At 66.7% G+C, this 17,403-nt stretch carries 17 protein-coding genes; 5 read left to right on the top strand and 12 right to left on the bottom strand.

Annotated elements, in window-relative coordinates:
* Positions 1–415: 415 nt before the first annotated feature.
* The 5 genes from H7344_RS03690 to H7344_RS03670 form a co-directional block, all read right to left on the bottom strand.
* On the bottom strand, positions 416–1,402 hold the full coding sequence (locus H7344_RS03690; protein WP_222130245.1) for a DMT family transporter: 987 nt from the start codon (positions 1,400–1,402) through the stop codon (positions 416–418).
* A gap of 324 nt (positions 1,403–1,726) precedes the next feature.
* A complete protein-coding gene (locus tag H7344_RS03685; protein ID WP_308423340.1) occupies positions 1,727–3,010 on the bottom strand; it encodes an SAM-dependent methyltransferase in 1,284 nt (427 codons plus the stop codon).
* Between the two features lie 692 nt (positions 3,011–3,702).
* Entirely contained in the window at positions 3,703–4,209 is a 507-nt protein-coding gene (locus tag H7344_RS03680) for an aminoacyl-tRNA deacylase (protein ID WP_229706992.1), read from the bottom strand.
* 179 nt (positions 4,210–4,388) lie between these two features.
* Complete coding sequence (locus H7344_RS03675) at positions 4,389–5,816, bottom strand: MFS transporter (RefSeq protein WP_186344689.1); 1,428 nt, start codon at positions 5,814–5,816, stop codon at positions 4,389–4,391.
* Between the two features lie 108 nt (positions 5,817–5,924).
* Positions 5,925–6,311: a metal-sensitive transcriptional regulator gene (locus tag H7344_RS03670; protein ID WP_186344688.1), complete on the bottom strand. Its 387-nt coding sequence runs from the start codon at positions 6,309–6,311 to the stop codon at positions 5,925–5,927.
* Between the two features lie 549 nt (positions 6,312–6,860).
* On the opposite strand from H7344_RS03670, the gene H7344_RS03665 reads away from it, so the two are divergent.
* The 3 genes from H7344_RS03665 (at position 6,861) to H7344_RS03655 (ending at position 9,446) form a co-directional block, all read left to right on the top strand.
* Positions 6,861–7,418 (top strand): type IV toxin-antitoxin system AbiEi family antitoxin domain-containing protein, encoded by a 558-nt coding sequence (locus H7344_RS03665; RefSeq protein ID WP_186344687.1) that lies wholly within the window; start codon positions 6,861–6,863, stop codon positions 7,416–7,418.
* A complete protein-coding gene (locus H7344_RS03660; protein ID WP_186344686.1) occupies positions 7,415–8,302 on the top strand; it encodes a nucleotidyl transferase AbiEii/AbiGii toxin family protein in 888 nt (295 codons plus the stop codon). The genes H7344_RS03665 and H7344_RS03660 overlap by 4 nt, the downstream gene beginning before the upstream one ends.
* Before the next feature lie 532 nt (positions 8,303–8,834).
* Entirely contained in the window at positions 8,835–9,446 is a 612-nt protein-coding gene (locus tag H7344_RS03655; protein WP_186344685.1) for a hypothetical protein, read from the top strand.
* Between the two features lie 276 nt (positions 9,447–9,722).
* Here H7344_RS03655 and H7344_RS03650 read toward each other — a convergent pair whose 3' ends face one another.
* The 5 genes from H7344_RS03650 to H7344_RS03630 all read right to left on the bottom strand — a co-directional run bounded on the left by H7344_RS03650 (position 9,723) and on the right by H7344_RS03630 (position 13,585).
* A complete protein-coding gene (locus tag H7344_RS03650) occupies positions 9,723–10,415 on the bottom strand; it encodes a vitamin K epoxide reductase family protein (RefSeq protein ID WP_186344684.1) in 693 nt (230 codons plus the stop codon).
* A gap of 14 nt (positions 10,416–10,429) precedes the next feature.
* A complete protein-coding gene (locus tag H7344_RS03645) occupies positions 10,430–11,167 on the bottom strand; it encodes a DsbA family protein (protein WP_186344683.1) in 738 nt (245 codons plus the stop codon).
* A 139-nt stretch (positions 11,168–11,306) separates the two neighbouring features.
* Positions 11,307–12,104, bottom strand: coding sequence for a cytochrome c biogenesis CcdA family protein (locus H7344_RS03640; protein WP_229706991.1), 798 nt, complete (start codon positions 12,102–12,104; stop codon positions 11,307–11,309).
* On the bottom strand, positions 12,101–12,790 hold the full coding sequence (locus tag H7344_RS03635; RefSeq protein ID WP_186344682.1) for a TlpA family protein disulfide reductase: 690 nt from the start codon (positions 12,788–12,790) through the stop codon (positions 12,101–12,103). Before H7344_RS03635 ends, H7344_RS03640 begins: the two co-directional genes overlap by 4 nt.
* A 186-nt stretch (positions 12,791–12,976) precedes the next feature.
* The gene (locus H7344_RS03630) at positions 12,977–13,585 is read right to left on the bottom strand and encodes a hypothetical protein (protein ID WP_186344681.1); all 609 of its coding nucleotides are present in this window, start codon (positions 13,583–13,585) and stop codon (positions 12,977–12,979) included.
* 817 nt (positions 13,586–14,402) lie between these two features.
* Here H7344_RS03630 and H7344_RS03625 point away from each other — a divergent pair.
* Positions 14,403–14,744 (top strand): hypothetical protein, encoded by a 342-nt coding sequence (locus H7344_RS03625; protein WP_186344680.1) that lies wholly within the window; start codon positions 14,403–14,405, stop codon positions 14,742–14,744.
* Between the two features lie 574 nt (positions 14,745–15,318).
* On the opposite strand, the gene H7344_RS03620 is transcribed toward H7344_RS03625, so the two are convergent.
* The gene (locus tag H7344_RS03620; protein WP_186344679.1) at positions 15,319–15,870 is read right to left on the bottom strand and encodes a hypothetical protein; all 552 of its coding nucleotides are present in this window, start codon (positions 15,868–15,870) and stop codon (positions 15,319–15,321) included.
* A 69-nt stretch (positions 15,871–15,939) separates the two neighbouring features.
* Here H7344_RS03620 and H7344_RS03615 point away from each other — a divergent pair, with 69 nt between their 5' ends.
* The gene (locus tag H7344_RS03615) at positions 15,940–16,500 is read left to right on the top strand and encodes a hypothetical protein (RefSeq protein ID WP_222130244.1); all 561 of its coding nucleotides are present in this window, start codon (positions 15,940–15,942) and stop codon (positions 16,498–16,500) included.
* 150 nt (positions 16,501–16,650) lie between these two features.
* Here H7344_RS03615 and H7344_RS03610 read toward each other — a convergent pair whose 3' ends face one another.
* Positions 16,651–17,223: a TlpA family protein disulfide reductase gene (locus H7344_RS03610; RefSeq protein WP_186344677.1), complete on the bottom strand. Its 573-nt coding sequence runs from the start codon at positions 17,221–17,223 to the stop codon at positions 16,651–16,653.
* Positions 17,224–17,403: the final 180 nt, after the last annotated feature.

Here is a 17,403-nt window from a genome sequence, read left to right as displayed (position 1 = left end):
GACCGGGTACACAATGAAGCTCGTTCCCGGTGACTTCAAGGACTATCGGCGGCCGAGTTCAGACGTATGCACTGTGGCGCGTGATGCACGAGCTCCCGAGCAGCCGACGACCTAGCCCGGCCGGCCCGTCGCGCGACTGCTGGCCGGCGGGCCCGGGCAACACGCGACGCGGTCCGAGCGACTCAGCCCGAGCGGGGACGCTCGGGCCGGGCACGAGTCGCAGTGCCTTTACTGGAATCTCCGCTGCTACGGATGTCCGAATTGGACCCGAAGCGTCCGGAATGGACTCGAAGACACCCCGACCCAACTCCGCACTGAGTGCGACCGGCGTGGCCGCCGGATCGCGGTGCATGGGCTGGTGCGCCGAGACCTAGACGAGGGACTCGACCGTTCGGGGACGACCGGTAGCCATCAGTCAGTTATCCCGCTCCGTCGTGCGTTTGCTCGACTGGGTCGGAAGTCCTACGCCCAAGAGGATGATGATCAGCCCGAGCACCAGCCCAGAGGTAACAGGTTCGCTCAGCCACAGCACGCCCAACCCTGCTCCCGCCAGGGGCACGAGGAAGGTTACCGTCGATGCAGCGAACGGTCCTGCGGTCCGAATGATCCAGAAGTACAGAAGGTAACCGCCCGCTGTGGCGCCTACGCCGACGATCAGAACTGCTAGCACGGTCTCCCTAGTGACGGGGGCCGAGGGCCGTGAAAGCCCGATTGTGACGATGGTGACTGGAATCATCATCACCGTGGCTGCGACCAGTTGGCCCAGCGCCACCGTCAGCGGCGCTTCCTCAGGAAACGCCCGACGGGCGTACACGCCACCCAGTGCGTACAGCACGGCTGCGGCGAGCGACGCGGCTGTTGACATCAGGCCGCGTCCGTCCAGGCCGACTGGCGCACCACCGAGGAGGACGACGACTCCTGCGACGCCCAGCGCGACACCAAGAGCGTGCCGCCAAGAGATGCGGTGCCCGAGCCAGATCGCCGCCACCACTACCGTGAACAGCGGGGTCGTGGCATTGAGGATGGCAGCCATGGAGGCATTGAGGCCGACGATGGCTACCGCAACCAGCGTAAGCGGCCCGGCGACGTTGAGCGCGGCCAACACGAGGAAGGCCGCGAAGCGACGACCGACTATCTGCCACATCCTCCGACTGGTCAACGTCAGCAGGGTAAGGACCATCGCCCCCACGGCAAGCCGGGCGTGCGTGACACCCACCGGCCCGAGCGCAGGGGCCGCCGTCTTGATCAGCGGGAACGAACCGCCCCACAAGCTGCCAAGCAGTAGCAACGCGCCCAGCACCTTCCACCTCGGTACTGCTTCAGGCTCGTTCGGGGCGTTCGGCACAGGTGATGGGGCTTCGCTTCGACCTTCAACCGATGCAGACACGGTGCCCCACTTCACGACACGAAAAATCTGTCGTTCCCTCGGACACCGAGCTTGGCGAGTCGTCGCGGCTCACCCCGGCAGTGTGGTCACTTACCGCGGTTCGAGAAAGCAAACTGTCGAGCTCGTCGGGCGAGCCGCCGTATTCGAAGACGCGATCTCCAAGTCGCGAGTCCTTCCCGGGAGGTTCACTGCCTTCCTCCGGGTCACGTCTTCCCAGTCCTGCCATGAGCCCACTCCCGGACTCGTGCGCGTCGCCGAACCCATGCGGGTTCGAGGTCGCCACCGAAGTGGTGTCGAGACGGTTCACCCGAGACTCTCCTTCGTTTGTCGGGTGTTTCGTTAGACCCGCCAGTTCGGGCGCAACGGGAAGCCGCTTGCCCCCCGGTCGTCGTTGCGGGTCGCGAGCACCTGGTGCAACTCGATTTCGTCTCGTTCGAACGCGATGCGTGAGCCAGCCATGTAGACCCCCCAAACCCGGGACGTGCCCACGCCGACTTCGGCGACACACTCCTCCCAATTCGTTGCGAGGTTCCGACTCCAAGCGGCCAGCGTCCGGGCATAGTGTGGGCGCAGGTTCTCGGTGTGTTGCACCTCGAGACCGGCGTCCTGAGCCGCGCCGACGACGGTCCCGGACCCGGCCAGTTCGCCGTCGGGAAAGACGTAGCGGTCGATGAACGCACCCGTCCGCGTGGGCCGGTTGTGGCTGCGGGTAATGCAGTGGTTCAGCAGACGGCCTCCCGGCACGAGCTTGTCGCGCAAGAACGAGAAGTACGTCGGATAGTTCCGCACGCCCACGTGTTCCATCATCCCGATCGAACTGACAGCGTCGAAGTCGCTGTCCATCACGGTCCGATAGTCGAGGTGTCGGACCTCGGCCAGGTCGCTGAGGCCGTCGCGGTCAAGTGCCTCCTTCGCCCAGTGCGCCTGCTCCAAGGAAAGGGTGACGCCGAGGGCACGTACCCCGTACTCGGTCGCCGCGTGGCGCACCAACCCTCCCCATCCGCATCCGACGTCGAGGAGACGCTGCCCCGGCCGGAGGTCCAACTTGCGGCAAATCAGGTCGAACTTCTCGGTTTGGGCTTCCTCCAGTGACTTGCTGTCGTCCGCGAAGACGGCACACGTGTAGGCCATCGAAGGACCGAGTACAAGCTCATAGAAGCGGTTGGAAACGTCGTAGTGATGCTGGATCGCGCCTGCGTCTCGCGACATCGACGCTCGCAGCCCTTCCACGGCTCGACGCCAGCGAGGCAACTGCTCCTGGGGAGGGGGCGGGGGCGGCTTGAGGTGAGAAACGCCGAGTGCGCGCACGATGCGAGCAGCCTCGACGACGCCCGGGCGCCGGAACTCGAGGTTGCTCATCAGCAGCGACATGACGGCGTAGGGGTCGCCCGGATGCGCCCCGGTGAGCGTGAGGTCGCCGGACACGTAGGCTCGAGCGAACCCCAGATCTCCGGGAGCGGTCATGAGGTAGGCCAGACCGCGCCCGTTGCGTAGGTGCAGGCCGTAGTGGGCGTTGCGGGGTCCTGCAGCGCTTCCGTCGTAGGCCGTGAGACGCACCGGTAAGTCTGCCGTCATGAGGGACTCGATGATGCTGCAGATTGAAGTGTCTTCCTGGGCGTCCACTTGAGCCTCACCGTCTTGGCGTAAAGATTTGTCAGCCTGTTGTCGGGGTCATATCGACGCTCTACGGCGTCAAGCGAGCCCGTTGTAGAGCGAGTCGAAGGTGGCTCGGTCGTCGAAGCCGTCGAGCCACCGGAACTTGTCCGCCGAGGTTGTGCGCGACCCATCGCTAACGCCAGCCACCCCTGCTCTGGGCGCTTGCTGCCACCACTCCGGGTGTCCGAGATGCGACCTGCCGCGCATACCCCAGTGGGGTACGTTCCGTTGCGAACACTATTCCCCCCTGGGGTATGACACAAGTCCTTACCCCATCGACGGTGGAGGGCCTACGGAGATCGCGACTGCTGCTCCATGAGGCGGCGGAGGTCCCGCAATTTCCGCGGGGTCGTACCCATCGCAGACGCGGAGGCGTCGTGCGCGCGTAGAACAGGAAGAGTGCGTAGGCGGGGGCCGGGTCACCGTCGCGACTCACGCGGTCGGATGGTCGGTCACTGTCCGGTAACCGTGACGGCCCGTGAGCGCGAGAAGCTGGAGGCAGCTGATGCCACCGCGTGTCGGCCCTACCGTTCGACTACCGGTGGTTCGGGTAGCCCCGTCAGTCGTCGAGTCTCCGCGCGCGCACCACGGAAGCCACGTGGGCAGCGCGAGCAACGCCAGTCAGCTGGGCATACGCGGGTCCGCGCTCGCCCTCACTGTCACCGAACACCCCGAGCGGGGGAAGTGACGTCGGCGACAGTTGCGTGCAGGACGCGAATGAGGTCGTCGGCGTCGATGAGGGCGCTGACGTTGTACGCGCCCGCGCCGATGAAGACGGGACCGTCGACGGTGGTGTCGACGATGGCCGGCAATGGGCGCAGTGAACCGAACGGGGTGATGGTGCCGCGCACGAACCCGGTGACGCCGTAGGCGGTGCCTGCGTCTGGCATGGACATGCGCGCTACGCCGAGGTGGGCGCGGAGTTTGGGCCAGGAGATCTCTCGGCCGCCAGGTACAAGGATGAACAGGTAGTCGTCGTCGCCGCGTCGTACGACAAGGGTCTTCAGGATCTGGCTGAGAGTGGCGCCACGCGCCTCGGCTGCCTCCTCGAGGGAGGGTACGGGGCCGTGTCGGACAATGCGGTAGTCGAGACCGGCCGCGTCGAGTGCGGTGATGGCCCGGTCTTCGTTCACGGTGTCATCGGCTCCGGTGCTGGGCTTGTTCACCTACGGGGTTCCTGTCTGGGATCTGGTGGCGGCTCGGAGTGCCTGGGGGGTGCGGGTCCGGTGGGTTCTTCGCGGACTGGAGCAGGCGTCCGCCCAGGTCGGACCTCAGCGGCCGCGGGCCGTCCTCTTCGATGATCGGCGGCCGGTGGTGTACTGGTCTGCCGGTTGTCACGCGAGGGTCAGACGACTTGTCCGCAGCTGCACTGGCACACCATGAGGGTTCCTTCCGCGCTGCGGCTTTCGATTGCAACGCCCGATGCGGCGGCCGGCGCCCGAGGTACGGGTGCGGTCGTAGAGGCAGCAGCAGCACTCGTGCGCCCAGCCATGGCTTCGGTGTCGAGTGCGGATGTAGGTGCGGGCTCGGTGATGGACCTGCTTACGGGTTCGGGCGCGCGCTCGGAGGTGGACGGGGAGGTGGTCTCGGGCGGCCACAGGAATCGAGCGGCGACGGCACCGATGACGGCACCAGCGAGCAGGGTGACCCAGGTCGGCGTCAGTCCGGCGCTCGTTCCCATCCAACCGGCGATGGGGTATGTGATCAGCCAGGCCATGTGCGAGAGGGAGAACTGGGCGGCGAACGCCTGCGGAAGCGAATCGGGTGGGACGGAGCGCCGGATGACGCGCCCGGTCGGGGTGACAACCATCGCCATGCCAGCTCCCAGAAGCACCCATACGACGGCGGTGAGTGCGTACGAGGCCGTCTCGGTGGCCACCAGGGCGACGGCGGCAATCACCCCGAGCGCAATGAGTCCGGCGCCGGCATTCATGACCGTGCGTTCAGGGGTGCGGTCGAGGAGCCGCGGGAGCGCGAGCGCAGCCAGCAGGGTGCCGCCACCGGAGGCGGCGAGCATCCAAGCAACTTCGGAGGCGCTGCCGCCAAGAACATCTCGGACGTAGTTGACGGTGTTGACGACCACGATGGCGCCACCGGTGGCGACCACGAGGTTGAACGCCATCAGCCCGCGCAAGCGGGGTGTCACGACGAACAACTTCATTCCCGACGACACACGCTTGAGTACGTTCGTCTGCGCCCCGGGACGGGCGTTGGGGATGGTCGTGGACAGCACGAGGACGGCAGAGGCGAAGAACCCGACCGAAGTGCCGAGGAAGAGCCGGTCGAACGATATGAACGCGAGGGCGACGGCCGCGAGGACGGGGCTGAGCAAGCTCTCCATGGTGTAAGCGACCTGGGAGGCCGACAGCGCTCGTGTGTAGTCGTTCTCGTTGGTGACGATGTCGGGGATGACGGCCTGAAAGGTCGGGGTGAACGCGGCCGAGGCGGCTTGAAGCAGCGCGATCAACACGTAGATGTGCCAGACCTCGCTCACGAACGGCAGGGCAAGCACGACGACTGCGCGGATGGCGTCGAGGACGGCGAGGAACGCACGTCGGGGTAGTCGGTCGACGAAGGCGGCGGCGAGGGGTGCGATGACGACGTACAACACCATCTTGATGGTCAAAGCGGTGCCGAGGACGGCGGCGGCGTTGGGGCCGGCTAACTCGTAGGCGAGAAGACCGAGAGCGACCGTAGCGAGACCCGTGCCGAAGAGGGCGATGACTTGGGCGGTGAAGAGTCGACGGTAGTCGCGGATGGCGAACACGCTCATGGTTGGGCGTCCTTGGAGTGGTGGGTTGCCGTGAAGAGATCGCTGAGCTGAGTCCTTTCTCAAACCGCCGTCTCAGGTGCGCCGCTCAGTCGGTCGAACGCCCGTCATTCAGCGTCTGGGGTCGCGCTGGCTCGAGAAGTGGCAGTGGCAGAGTTTGGAACGAACTAGGCGGGCGATGGCGTCCGAGGCTTCCTTCAGCTTCGCCTCGGCTACGTCTGCGCCCTGCATGGCCGCGTCGATGACGCAGTGGCGCAGGTGGTCGTCAAGCAGGCCGAGGGCGACGCCCTCTAGGGCTCTAGTGAGAGCGCTGACCTGCGTGAGGATGTCGACGCAGTACTGCTCCTCCTCGACCATGCGTTGAATGCCGCGGGCCTGACCCTCAATTCTCCGGAGGCGTGCGAGGTAGCGGGCTTTGTCCGAGATGTAGCCCTGCTTGTCGTCACATGCGGCGCCAGCGACAGCGGCGGTGCCTGTGGTGCTCGGAGTGCTCGTCATGGCGATGAATGTCCTTCACAAGACGCGTGCGGGGTCCAGGTCCGCATGAGGCATACCCGCGGGGGGTACCGGTGGAACAGTCTACCCCTGAGGGGTATTCCGACAAGCGCCCGATCCCGGCCGAGTTCAACGGCCGAACCGCCGCCAGGCCAGTGTGCGCGGCGCTTCACCACTCGGCCCATGAGCGCGCGACCGTGCTTCGGCGACTCCAGCCGACCGGCCACGAACGTTCCCAGGCCGGCCTTGCGCACCGGCTCTGCCGCCCTCGCCGGCGAAGCTCGTAGCGCTGGGGTGGCGGCCTGGAGTGGGGACCGGTCAGCCCTGGAGGCAGTGCTGCTGCGGCAACGGCGCGTGGCCGCGCAGCAGGCTGCGGTTGCCGCGAGCGAGCCGGCCGGTTTGTGATTCTTGCTCCCGCGGCAAGGACTGGCGGCTGGGCTGTGATCGATCCTGGACACGACAGGTCCCGGGTGTGTGGTGTGATGGTGAAACAATGTGTTGCCAGATACGGTTATCGGGATACGGTTTGTTTCATCAGTGAGGAGTGAGACCGTGGAGACCTTGAGAGCGAAGGACGCTCCGCAGCAGGGCTTGTCGCGCGCCACGTTGCACCGACGCACACAGGACGGCGAGTACGAGCGGATCGCCAGGGGTCTCTACCGGAGCGCGTCCGCGGCGCCGGCCGACCACGACCTGATCGAGGCAGCGGCAAGGCGTCCCGACGCCGTCTTGTGTCTGACCTCGGCGCTCGCTCACTACGAACTCATCGACGACATCCCTGACGCTCACGACTTGGCGATTCCGCGGACCAGCCGTCCGCCTGCGACACAGGGAGCCATCCGGTGGCACCGTTTCGACCCTGAGACCTTCGATCTTGGGCGTGAGGACTACCAGATCGCAGGGACCGACATGGTCATCGGCATTTACACCCCTGAGCGGTGCATCGCTGACGCCTTCCGGCTCCGTGGCGCCATCGGGTACGAGACGGGGAGAGACGCTCTGCGCGCCTGGCTTGCCGGCGGTGGGCAGCCGGCCAAGTTGGCTCGTCTCGCTCGGCAGCTGCCTAGGGCGACGACACCGCTGATGCGTGCACTAGACATGCTCACATGAACGCCATCCAGCAGGCCGCGGCCAACGACCCTCGCGCTGCGGGGGTCTTCCGTGAACTTCAGTCGGCCGCGAAGGCTGCTACCCGCGACGGAGGCCGCCCGGTCGGTACGCAGGAGTACCTGGTTCGGCATGCGCTGGAGTCGTTCCTCGACCGCCTGAGCCAGACTCCGCACGGCGATGACTTCGTCCTGAAGGGCGGCATCTTGTTGGCCGCGTACGGGATCCGACGTCCCACGAAGGACGTCGACGCCGAGGCAATCTCCACGGAGTTGTCGGCAGCGAACTTGACGCGCGTGGTGACCGACGTCGCCGCGGTGCAAGCGGCCGATGGTGTCGCCTTCGACCTCGAGAGCATCACTGTCGATGAGATCCGGGAGGACGCTGAGTACACCGGCCTTCGCCTGAAGGTGGTCACGTACGTCGCGACCGCGAAGGTGGTGGTGGCGTGGGATGTCTCTGCCGGCGACCCGATCGTGCCCGAGGCCCGCATGCTCAAGGTTCCCAGGATTCTGGGGAGCCCTGTGGAGCTGTACGGGTACGCGCCGGAGACCATCGTCGCGGAGAAGGGCGTCACCATCCTGCAGCGCGGCACGACCAGCACGAGGTGGCGCGACTACGTGGACATCGTCCAGGTGGCCCGGCAATACGACCTGGACCATGACAGGCTGGTCGAGTCGGTACGGGCGGTGGCGAAGTTCCGCGGCGTCGACCTGGAACCCGCTGCCCCGTTGGTGGTGGGATACGGCGATCTCAGTCAGGCGAAATGGCAGGCGTGGCGGAGCAAGGCGGGGGTCGAGGCGATGTCCGAGACGTCGTTGGACGACCAAATGCGTGAGGTCTGTGTCGTGATTGACCCCGTGTTCTTGGCCGCGGCCGGCACCTGAGTCAGGATGGCCGGGTCGGCGTCCTGCTGCCGGTCAGCGGCGGTGCAAGACGCCGGGGATGATGTCGAAGAGCCGTACATCGGTTCGTGGCCGAGGCAGCCTGCGAGACGCCGGCTGGTGTGTAGGCGCGCGGTCGCGGGCCGCAACTCGTCTGCGACGGTGACCGCGTTCCTCTGGACTCTGGCGACGGAGCCGAGCTGGACGGGAGTGTCGCGACTGGACGCGATGACACTCTCCGGCGGACTCCGTAGTTGCCCGACATCGGCGCTCGTGAAGGACCCTCCGGCCGCTGATATAGCAATCTTGAGCGCTCATAGCACGCTATAGCACCGTGTCGGGAGGCGCGGAAACGAGGAAGAGCATTCGGGAGCCCGTCGTCAACCCGGCTCTTTCACCGCTGCTCAGCAACCACTAACTGTCCACGGTAGCGACGGGTAGCGGGTGCGTGGTAGACGGTGTGCGCCAGTCGGAGTCCGTCGGCGCGCTGTCTCTCGCGCCGGGGCGCCGGACTGCAGCGACGAACAGGAGAATGATGTCCGACCACCCCGCACGACGCGCCAGCATGAGAATGGTCAGCGCCGGGCTGAGTGCCGGGCTCACGATCGGCCTGCTCGCCGCCGCGATGCCTGCGGCCTCGGCTGATGCTGACCTTGCCGCAGGTGACGCGAAGAAGGATGCCCACCCGGCGCTCGACATCACCCGCGTCGAGGTGTTCCACAGCCGACAAGCAGTCAAGGTCCTCGTGCGGGTTCGTGACTACGCCGGTATGGACTCGGGAGCGAAGGTTGCGACCGCGCTCGGCGTTCACTTCGACACAAGAGGAAACGGCAAGCCCGAGCACCTCATCAAGATCGACGGTATGCATATCGCGGCCGGCTCGACCAGCGACTGGAACAGGATGCGGCCCAACGGCATCGACCCCTGGGGCGACTGGACGGACTGCTACCCCGACGGGTGGGACAAGCCCCTCATCCGCTCCAAGCCCCAGAAGGACAAAGTCGTGTTCCTCGCGCCCCGTACCTGCCTCGGTGACCCCAACTCTGTGCGGGTAGCGGTTCAGTCCTACAAGCCTTACCGGTCCAAGACGAAGGCCGACTGGGCCCGAGGCGTTCGGAGATACATCGGGTCCGTCGAACTGATCTGAACTGACCTGAGCCGCCCCTTTCCTTGCGCCGCTTAGGCCCAGGGTGGACCCGAGGAGGTCCGGTTGTGACCCTGCCGTACGAAGGGGCGGGCAGCCGTTGGGCCGGCTGCTCGTCCCGACCCGCCTCGCGGTCGTGTCCGACCCAACTGGTCCTCAGTCGCTGGACGGGCTGCCGGTGACGCGGGCGACTCGAGGTCCGGCCGTGCGGGCCGGCCGGACCTCGAGTCATCGGCACCTTTTCCTGCGCTGGTGGCGGGCGTCGAGGTCGGGCGGCGGTCAAAGGAGGAAGGAGACCCAGTAGTCCCAGAACCGGTGGGCGACAAGCGCCAGCACGAGGGTGCAGACGGCGGTGAGGAGGACACCGTGGTTGGCGAGCACGACCCGCCCGGGGACGCAGTCACGAGCCCAGGCACCGAGGTGTCCGCGATCGACGTTCGTCAAGGTGACGTACCAGAACAGCGGCACGGTGACGGCCCACACGACCATGCAGTACGGGCACAGCGCGCCGATGCGGTACAGCGACTGGAAGACCAACCAGCCGACGAGCACGACCGCAAAGGTGACACCGGCCTGTAGCCCCAGCCAGTACCACCGTGCGAGCCTGGCCCCGGCGAGCAGCGCGGCTCCCGTGGCAGCAACGACCGGGAAAGCCGCCAGGCCCATTAGCGGGTTGGGGAACCCGAAGAGCTCGGCCTGGTCGGTGCGCATGATCGAGCCGCAGTTCAAGACCGGGTTGATGCTGCATGTCGGAAGGTAGTTCTCATCGGCCAGGAGCGCTAGCTTCTCGACGGTCAGCACGAACGCCGCCAATGCGCCGAGGGTGCCGCCGAGCAGGAGCAGCCACGGCAGCGTCCTCGCGAACTGCGCTGGTGCAGGGGCGGCGGGCAGGCCACGGGTCGAGATCGGGACGTCAGAGCGGACGGCCGCCTGGTCGGGTTCCCGGCGGGGTCCGCGCGTCGCCCGCGGCATGGGTGGAGGCATCGTCAGTCCGCGAGTGCTGCGTCGAGTGCATCGGCGAAGTCGCCGTAGATGCGGGGTTCGAGTCGTTTGCCGTCGATGAAGAACGTCGGTGTGCCTTGCACTCCGAGTGCGATGCCGTCTTCAACGTCCTTCGCGACCCGCTCTGACGTGGCCCGGGAGGCATACGCTGCGTCCCACGCGGCCATGTCGAGGTTCAGGTCCTCGGCGAAGGAGCGGAACAGGTCATCGAGCGGGACCCGCTGCCCGCCCCATTGCTCCTGGGTCTCGTACATCCGCTGGTACATCGCCTCGAACGCTCCCTGCCGGGCCGAGGCCTCCACCGCGCGAGCCGCGCGGTCGGCATTGAAGTGGCCGGGCATCGGGAAGTAGCGCGCCACGAACGTGACTCGACCCTCGTACTCGGCGCGCAGCTCTTCGACGAAGGGGTACGCGGACCGGCACGCCTCGCACTCGAAGTCGAGGAACTCCACGAACGTCACCGAGTCTCCGACGGCTTCGACCGCGTCCGCTGGTTCTGCTTCTTCACGTGGTGAGCTCGGGGTCGCGCCGGCAGGCGTGCCGAGGATGTGGCTGTCGGAGCGGACCAAGCGTGACTCGCCGGTGGTGGTCAGGTTGCCGTCGTCGGTGACGTTACCGTCGGTGGAGTTGTCGCTGCGCAGCGCCGCGGCGGTCAGGAGTGTGACGACGAGGATGGCGAACGCGCCGGCCAGGGTCAGGGAGAGCTTGAGTTGTTTCGTCATGAGGTGGGGTCCTTGCTCGCGCGCCGGTAGGCGCAGATCATGGGTGAAGAAGCAGCAGCTGCACCGGCTGGACGGCCGGCATGCGTCCCCGGATCGCGTGACGCGTACCGGCGCGCAGGGTGGTGCGCGGGGTGGGTCATCAGATGGCCACGTAGAACGAGGCGGACCAGGACCGGAGTGAGCTGACCCACAGGTCCCAGTAACCGGTGATGAGCAGGACGCCGACCGCGATCATCATCAGGCCGCCGGCGCGAGTCACCCAGCGTTGGTGGCGCCGGACGAACCCGATGACACCGAGCATCCGACGGAACGCGAGGCCGGCGACGATGAACGGCATCCCGAGTCCCAGGGCGTACGCCAGCGACAGCAGAGCCCCGCGGCCGGCGGTTGCCTGGTTGAGGGAGAGCGACATGACGGCGGTCAGGGTGGGTCCGATGCAGGGGGTCCAGCCCAGCCCGAACAGAGCGCCGAGCATGGGAGCTGCGGCGAGCCCGACAGCGGGGACTTTGTGAACGCGTACGTCGCGCTGCAGCCACGGCAACATGCCAAGGAAGGCGAGTCCGACCAGCACGGTGACGGAGCCAAGGGCGATGTTGATGGTGCTCGCGTGCTCGACCAGCAGGGATCCGAGCTGGCCGAACAGCGCCCCGAACGCGACGAACACCGCCGCGAAGCCGGAGACGAACAGCAACCCGCCGAGTGCCATTCGTCCCCGGCGGGCGTGCTCAAGATCCGCGCCGGAGAGCCCGGTCGCGTAGGCGACGTAGCCGGGTAGGAGCGGCACGACGCATGGGGAGAAGAAGGAAACCAGCCCGGCGATCGTGGCGATTGGGACGGCTAGGAGCAGGGCGCCGTCGAAGGCGGTCGCCTGGAACCAGTCGCCGACGCTCAGCGGCGCCGACCCGCTGGCCATGATGCCAATCGTCCTGGTGGTCATGAGCTTCGCTCCGCATCTGGCCGGCCGCCCGCCTGGACCTCGTCGACGACACCGACCAGGGTGGCCTTCGTGGTCTCACCGATGATGCTGGCCGCGACCCGGCCCTGGTCGTCGATGACGACGGTCGACGGGATCGCATTTGCGGGCAGCGTGTCACTGAACGCGAGAAGGACCTCGCCTTCGTCGACGATCGACGGGTAGGCGATGCCGAACTCCCGGACGAACGCCTCCGCGGCCGCGATACTGGGATCGCGGACGTTGATGCCGAGGAACGCAACGGCGTTCTCGCCGTTGTCGGGAAGCTCGGCGTCGGCTTCGACGAGGTCGTCCGCCTCGGCTCGGCACGGTCCGCACCACGAGCCCCAGACGTTGATCACGACGGTCTTGCCGGCGCCGTACTCGGCGAGCGCCAGTGCCTGGCCGTCGAGGGTACGCCCGGCCAAGTCCGGCACGGGTTCGCGTTCGGCGACGGGCAGGACGGTGACGATGCCGTCGCCTGAGATGAAGCCCTTCTCGCCAGTTCCCTCGGTCTGGGTGCAACCGGCGAGCACGAGTCCAGCGAAAACGGCGACGGCGGCGACGAACGTGCCTTCGGTTCTAGATCGCGTGCGGAAGGGTGCCGACGCGGCGGTGATGGCGGGGGTGGGTGTCGAAGGGTGGCAAGGATCGAGCTTGAACGGGCGCATGCGGCTCTCTTGAGTCGTCGGACTGGGACCCACTGGCGTACGTGTCCACGTGCCAGGTCCTCGCCTTCGGCCCGGATCGGGCCGCAGAGCGCGCCTACGTTTGGCCGGGCCGAGCTCAACAGGGTCGTTGCGAGCGGGCCCAGTACGCACGAGCGGGTCAGGATGACGGTGCGATGGGTGCGCTGCTCAGCAGCGGAAGACGCACAGGGACGCAGAGGTCGGCCCGGCGGGAACCCGGACGGAGGCCCCAAGTTCGGCAACGATCGCCGACAGCGCTGCGAACTGGCGGCGCGTCAGGCGCCACCAGCGCCGCCAGAAGGTCACCCCCACCAGCAGCGCCGCGAAGGCGGCGGCAAGAACTGCCAAGCACAACCCGGCCAGCCCGTTGTCGGGACCGTCGCTGCCGGCGACGGACGACAGGTCGACCGCGGCGGCCAGCAGAGCTCCGAGTGCTTGCGCCGCCTCCTCAGACGTTCCCTGCGCCACCCCATGAGCCGTCGCGGCCGGGGCGATGGCGGGCGCAGGAAGATCGAAGCTCGATGCAAGGACAGCCGCCAGCGCGGAAGCTACCGCCGGCGCGTCCGGGTCCCCATCGACATGACCAGCACTCGACCCGATAACGGGCGACGTCGTAATCAAAGCCGCAGGCGAGGCGCAGTGCCCCACCCCGAGCGCGTGGTCGGAGAGTCCGTGCATGGCGAGCAGCCCGGCAAGCGCCGCGACGAGGACGAGGCCCCGGCCGGCCAAGGCGAAGGTCCATGGCCGCCGGCGAGCGGGGCTCACGGCGGGTGTCATCGCCGTGCAGTGTACCGAGCGGTCACTGCAAGCATTCGCGGTACCTGCTGCTCACATCGCTTCCGCGCGAACCCCGCAACCCGTCAGCGGGAGGAGCCTTGCGGGTCCCTCCCGGACAGCGCCCCTGGGGCGACCAAGCTGCGCCGGTTGATGTCAATCCGGGAGCAAGTGCTGTGACGCCGTCGGTCTGAGGTCGGGATGGTGATTGCGCTGGTCACGAACGAACGCACGGTGTGCGTCATGACAACGACGTCGACGACGAGCAGTCAGCGCGAGTGAGAGTGACGCCCCTGTCCAGCGGTCGGGCGTGAGCTGCCGGAAATCCGACCCTGGTCCCGACACCTCACGGCAGGCCCCCAATCAAGTGTCGAGATGTGCCTTCGTTGCCGAGCCCGACGTCGTCGCCCGGCATGCGATGTGACGGCGCCGTCCATGACGCGCACCACGTATGGAGCCGCAGCCGGCTCAACCCGCAACTTGGTCCAACTAGACCCGGGCAGCGCAATCGCGTCGAGCGGCTCTTGGCTCATGCCGTCCCGTACCTCGACGACGGCCACGGGGACGTCGATCGGAACCGGGTCGGCGTAGACCGTAGAGACCACCGGTACGCCAGCAAGCGTGGCGAGTTCTCGTGCCAACTCCATGCGTCCGGAAGACCAAGTGCCCTCGACGACCAACGATCCCTCGCTCAGCAGCGACACGAGGGTCGCGACCTCGCCAGAAGTGACGGGCAGTCCCGCGGAGGCCAGAACTTCGACGGTTCGATTGAGGGCAGCAGCTGGCAGCATGTCCCCAGTGTCGGAACGAAGGGGATCACTTGAGTAAGTACGCCGACGTCGAAGCTCTGTTGCGTGACCTCGAGACGGCGTTGTCCGAGATGGTCAGCAGAGACCCCCGACTCGTGGGTCTGGCCGAGGACGTGCGCGCCGAGATCCGGCAACTGGAGAACAACCTCGCAGGGGCCACGGATGCGCCGCTGTCCCGCTACGACGTCGCCTTGACCGAATCGGCGTTGGAGGGGCTCCGCCCACTCTTGGGAGAGATTCAACTCGCTGTCGTGCCGCCGGACCGGACCGGAGTAGGAGCGGACCAGTCCTACGATTTACTGCGAAGGTTTCGCCCACACATCCGCAACCTTCTCGAAGTCCTTCGCCGCTGAGCTGGCATGCACGACGGATGAACCGTCGTAGCCGTGCCACTGCGCCACGCGCTGACGGCACGACTTCGGTAGCGAACCGAAGGACCTCCGCGACGCCCGCACGTGTCTTTCGAGGCGGTCGAAGGCGAGGCGATCAACCGGCGCGACGTCCCGGATCGGATCGGCAGCGCCTTGCTGATAGCCATCCTGACGATGAGTACGCGCCGGGTAGCAACCCGCATGGATCCCCGCCCGGCGCAGTCCTTGCGCCGCCAGGCCCGGGGGCGTGCCGGTGAGCGGGCTAGCGCCTCGTTCACCGGGCAGCGGAGTCCGGGCAGGGCTCGAAACCGCTCAGAACCGGCTGTGGCGTCGTCGCACCGCGGCGGTGGCTAGCATGCGAGACACCGTCTCGCGGTCCGTCCCCGACATCGCGCATGTCACGAGGGAACGGATTGCACCTGCTCGATGGACCGACCGGTGCTGCGCGAGTTGCAAGGGCGAGCGCGGCGGATATTCGGCGCGCGGCGTTGCCCCCGATTGTCTCGCTGTAGTCCTCGTCGGGTCCGTCTACGTGCGGAGCACAGACGCCGCTCGGTCAGTCAGAGCCAGGTTGGGCGGCACCGAGCGCGTCCTCGATAGCCGCGAGCACCTCGCGGACCGTGCCGAGTTTCTTGTGGGCATCCAGGTACTCCTCGTAGGACTGCTTCGCGTCCTTGATGAGCTTGTCGTACTTGACGACTCGTGCGTTGATCGCCGCCAGTTGCTGCCGCGACGCTTCGCGTCCGCCTTCGTGTTTCCAGTCGGACAGATCCTCGCCGACGAGGCAGACGGTCTGTAGTTCGACGTCGGTGCCTTCGGTGTCCTTGAGGAACCCCAAGATGGGGTAGCGGTACTTGTTGATCTGTTCGATCAGGGCAGCCGTCGAGACCTTCCGGTTCGACCGCTTCAGTTCGACGACGACATGGTTGGTGCCCGAGACGCGGTACTTGATGTCGAACCTGTCCTTGGGCACACCCTGCTTCTGAATCAACTTGGATACGGCCTGTTCCATGACTGGGACGGTCGCCTTGTCCCAGCCGGGGTCCAGCAGCCAGAGGTGCTCGAAGATGTACTTCTGCAGCACCGCTTCCTTGTTGTCGCCTGCCACGAGAGTCTCGAACTTGTCGATGACCTGCAGGCGCCCCTTGACGAGGTCGTAGTAGATCCGATGGGAGTCGTGTCGGCCGAGGCTCGCGTCCTCGGAAAGGCCTACTACAAACAGATTGACGTACTCATCGCTCAGCGGGCCCGCGGTCCAGAGTTGATGGTCTCCACGAAGCGCCTCGGTTCGTCGCTGGCCAACAACGCCTTGAACCGGGTCGAGGAGTCTTACGGCGACGCGCACAACCTGCGTGGACGTCACCCACTCGCCGCGATCGGATACGTCTTGGTCATCCGCAAACAAGCGATGGACAAGTCGCCCCGGTCGGCTGATCGGCTCCTAGACCTCGTGACGAAACTGGGATCGGACCCGGCGGGGTACGACGCCTCGGCGGTGGTCGTGGTCGACTGGGACGAGGAGCGAGGGCGCAACGGTGACTGCCGCCTACGACTCGAGAAGGAAACCGCCGGGGAACTGGCCGTCGGCCCATTCCTCGGCCGCCTGGTGAAGGCCGTGTTGGATCGCACCCCGATCGAGGCTCACGCCCGAGCACGCGAGCTCTACGCCCACGCCTCGGCCGGAGGCCGAGGCCGCTGCGACGACGACCGGGCCACGGTCCGGTCGGTACGCGAGTAAGCCACCCTCAGGCGCTGCGGTCCAGGAGGCCGAGGAGGTCCCAGCGCCGGGGCGGATCGGGGATGCGGCGTGTCCGCTGGCGCCACCACCAGGACGAACAGGACGGAAAGAGCGCACGGTCCGCCGGACTGAAGACTGCGCTGCCGAATCCTAGCGGTCACGAACCTCGTCGACGATGCCGACGAGTGTACTCCGACTGACTTCGCCCAACACTCGGGCGGCAACCAACCCTTCCTCGTCGACGACCACCGTAGTAGGCACCGACTGGACCGGCAAGGTGCCCGCGAACGCGAGCAGGGTGTCACCGTCGTTGACGATGCTCGGATACGGGATGGAGAACTCGCGCGCGAAAGCTCGCGCGTTCTCGACGCTGCTTTCGCGCAGGTTCACGCCGAGGAACCGGACGTCGTCCTCTGCGAGGTCTGCCGCGGCATCCGCCAATGCCGGCGCCTCGGCCCGGCAGGGTCCGCACCACGATCCCCACACGTTGACGACGACGATCTTGCCCGCAAAGTCGGACAGTGCCAGTTCATCGCCGTCCAAGGTATCTCCAGAGAGCTCACCAGGACGCTCGCGGTCCTCCTTCGGCAACACCTGCACCACGCCGTCGCCGGCAATGAAGCCCTTGTCGCCGGTCCCAGACACCGTTCCGAAGCCCCCGCACGCCGTGAGGGTGACAGAAGTCAGAAGCAATAGGGCTGCTTGAAGTGCCCGAGGACGCATGCGCGGAGTCTAACCATCACCCCCCTCCGCCGGCTGGCCCTCCGCTGCCAAGGGACTATTCGAAGTCAGAGTCGACGGGCTCTTTCCCGCCGAGTAAAGACGTGGTACTAACTACGGGTCTAGTCACCTGCCCAATCTCGGAGGGAAACTCTTGAGGCATCTACTGCGTGTTTCTGTTTT

Origin of the sequence: Nocardioides deserti (assembly GCF_014266025.1) — a bacterium.
Lineage (GTDB): Bacteria > Actinomycetota > Actinomycetes > Propionibacteriales > Nocardioidaceae > Nocardioides > Nocardioides deserti.
The sequence above is the reverse complement of the archived record's forward strand: the minus strand, read 5'-3'. Positions and strand labels throughout refer to the sequence as shown.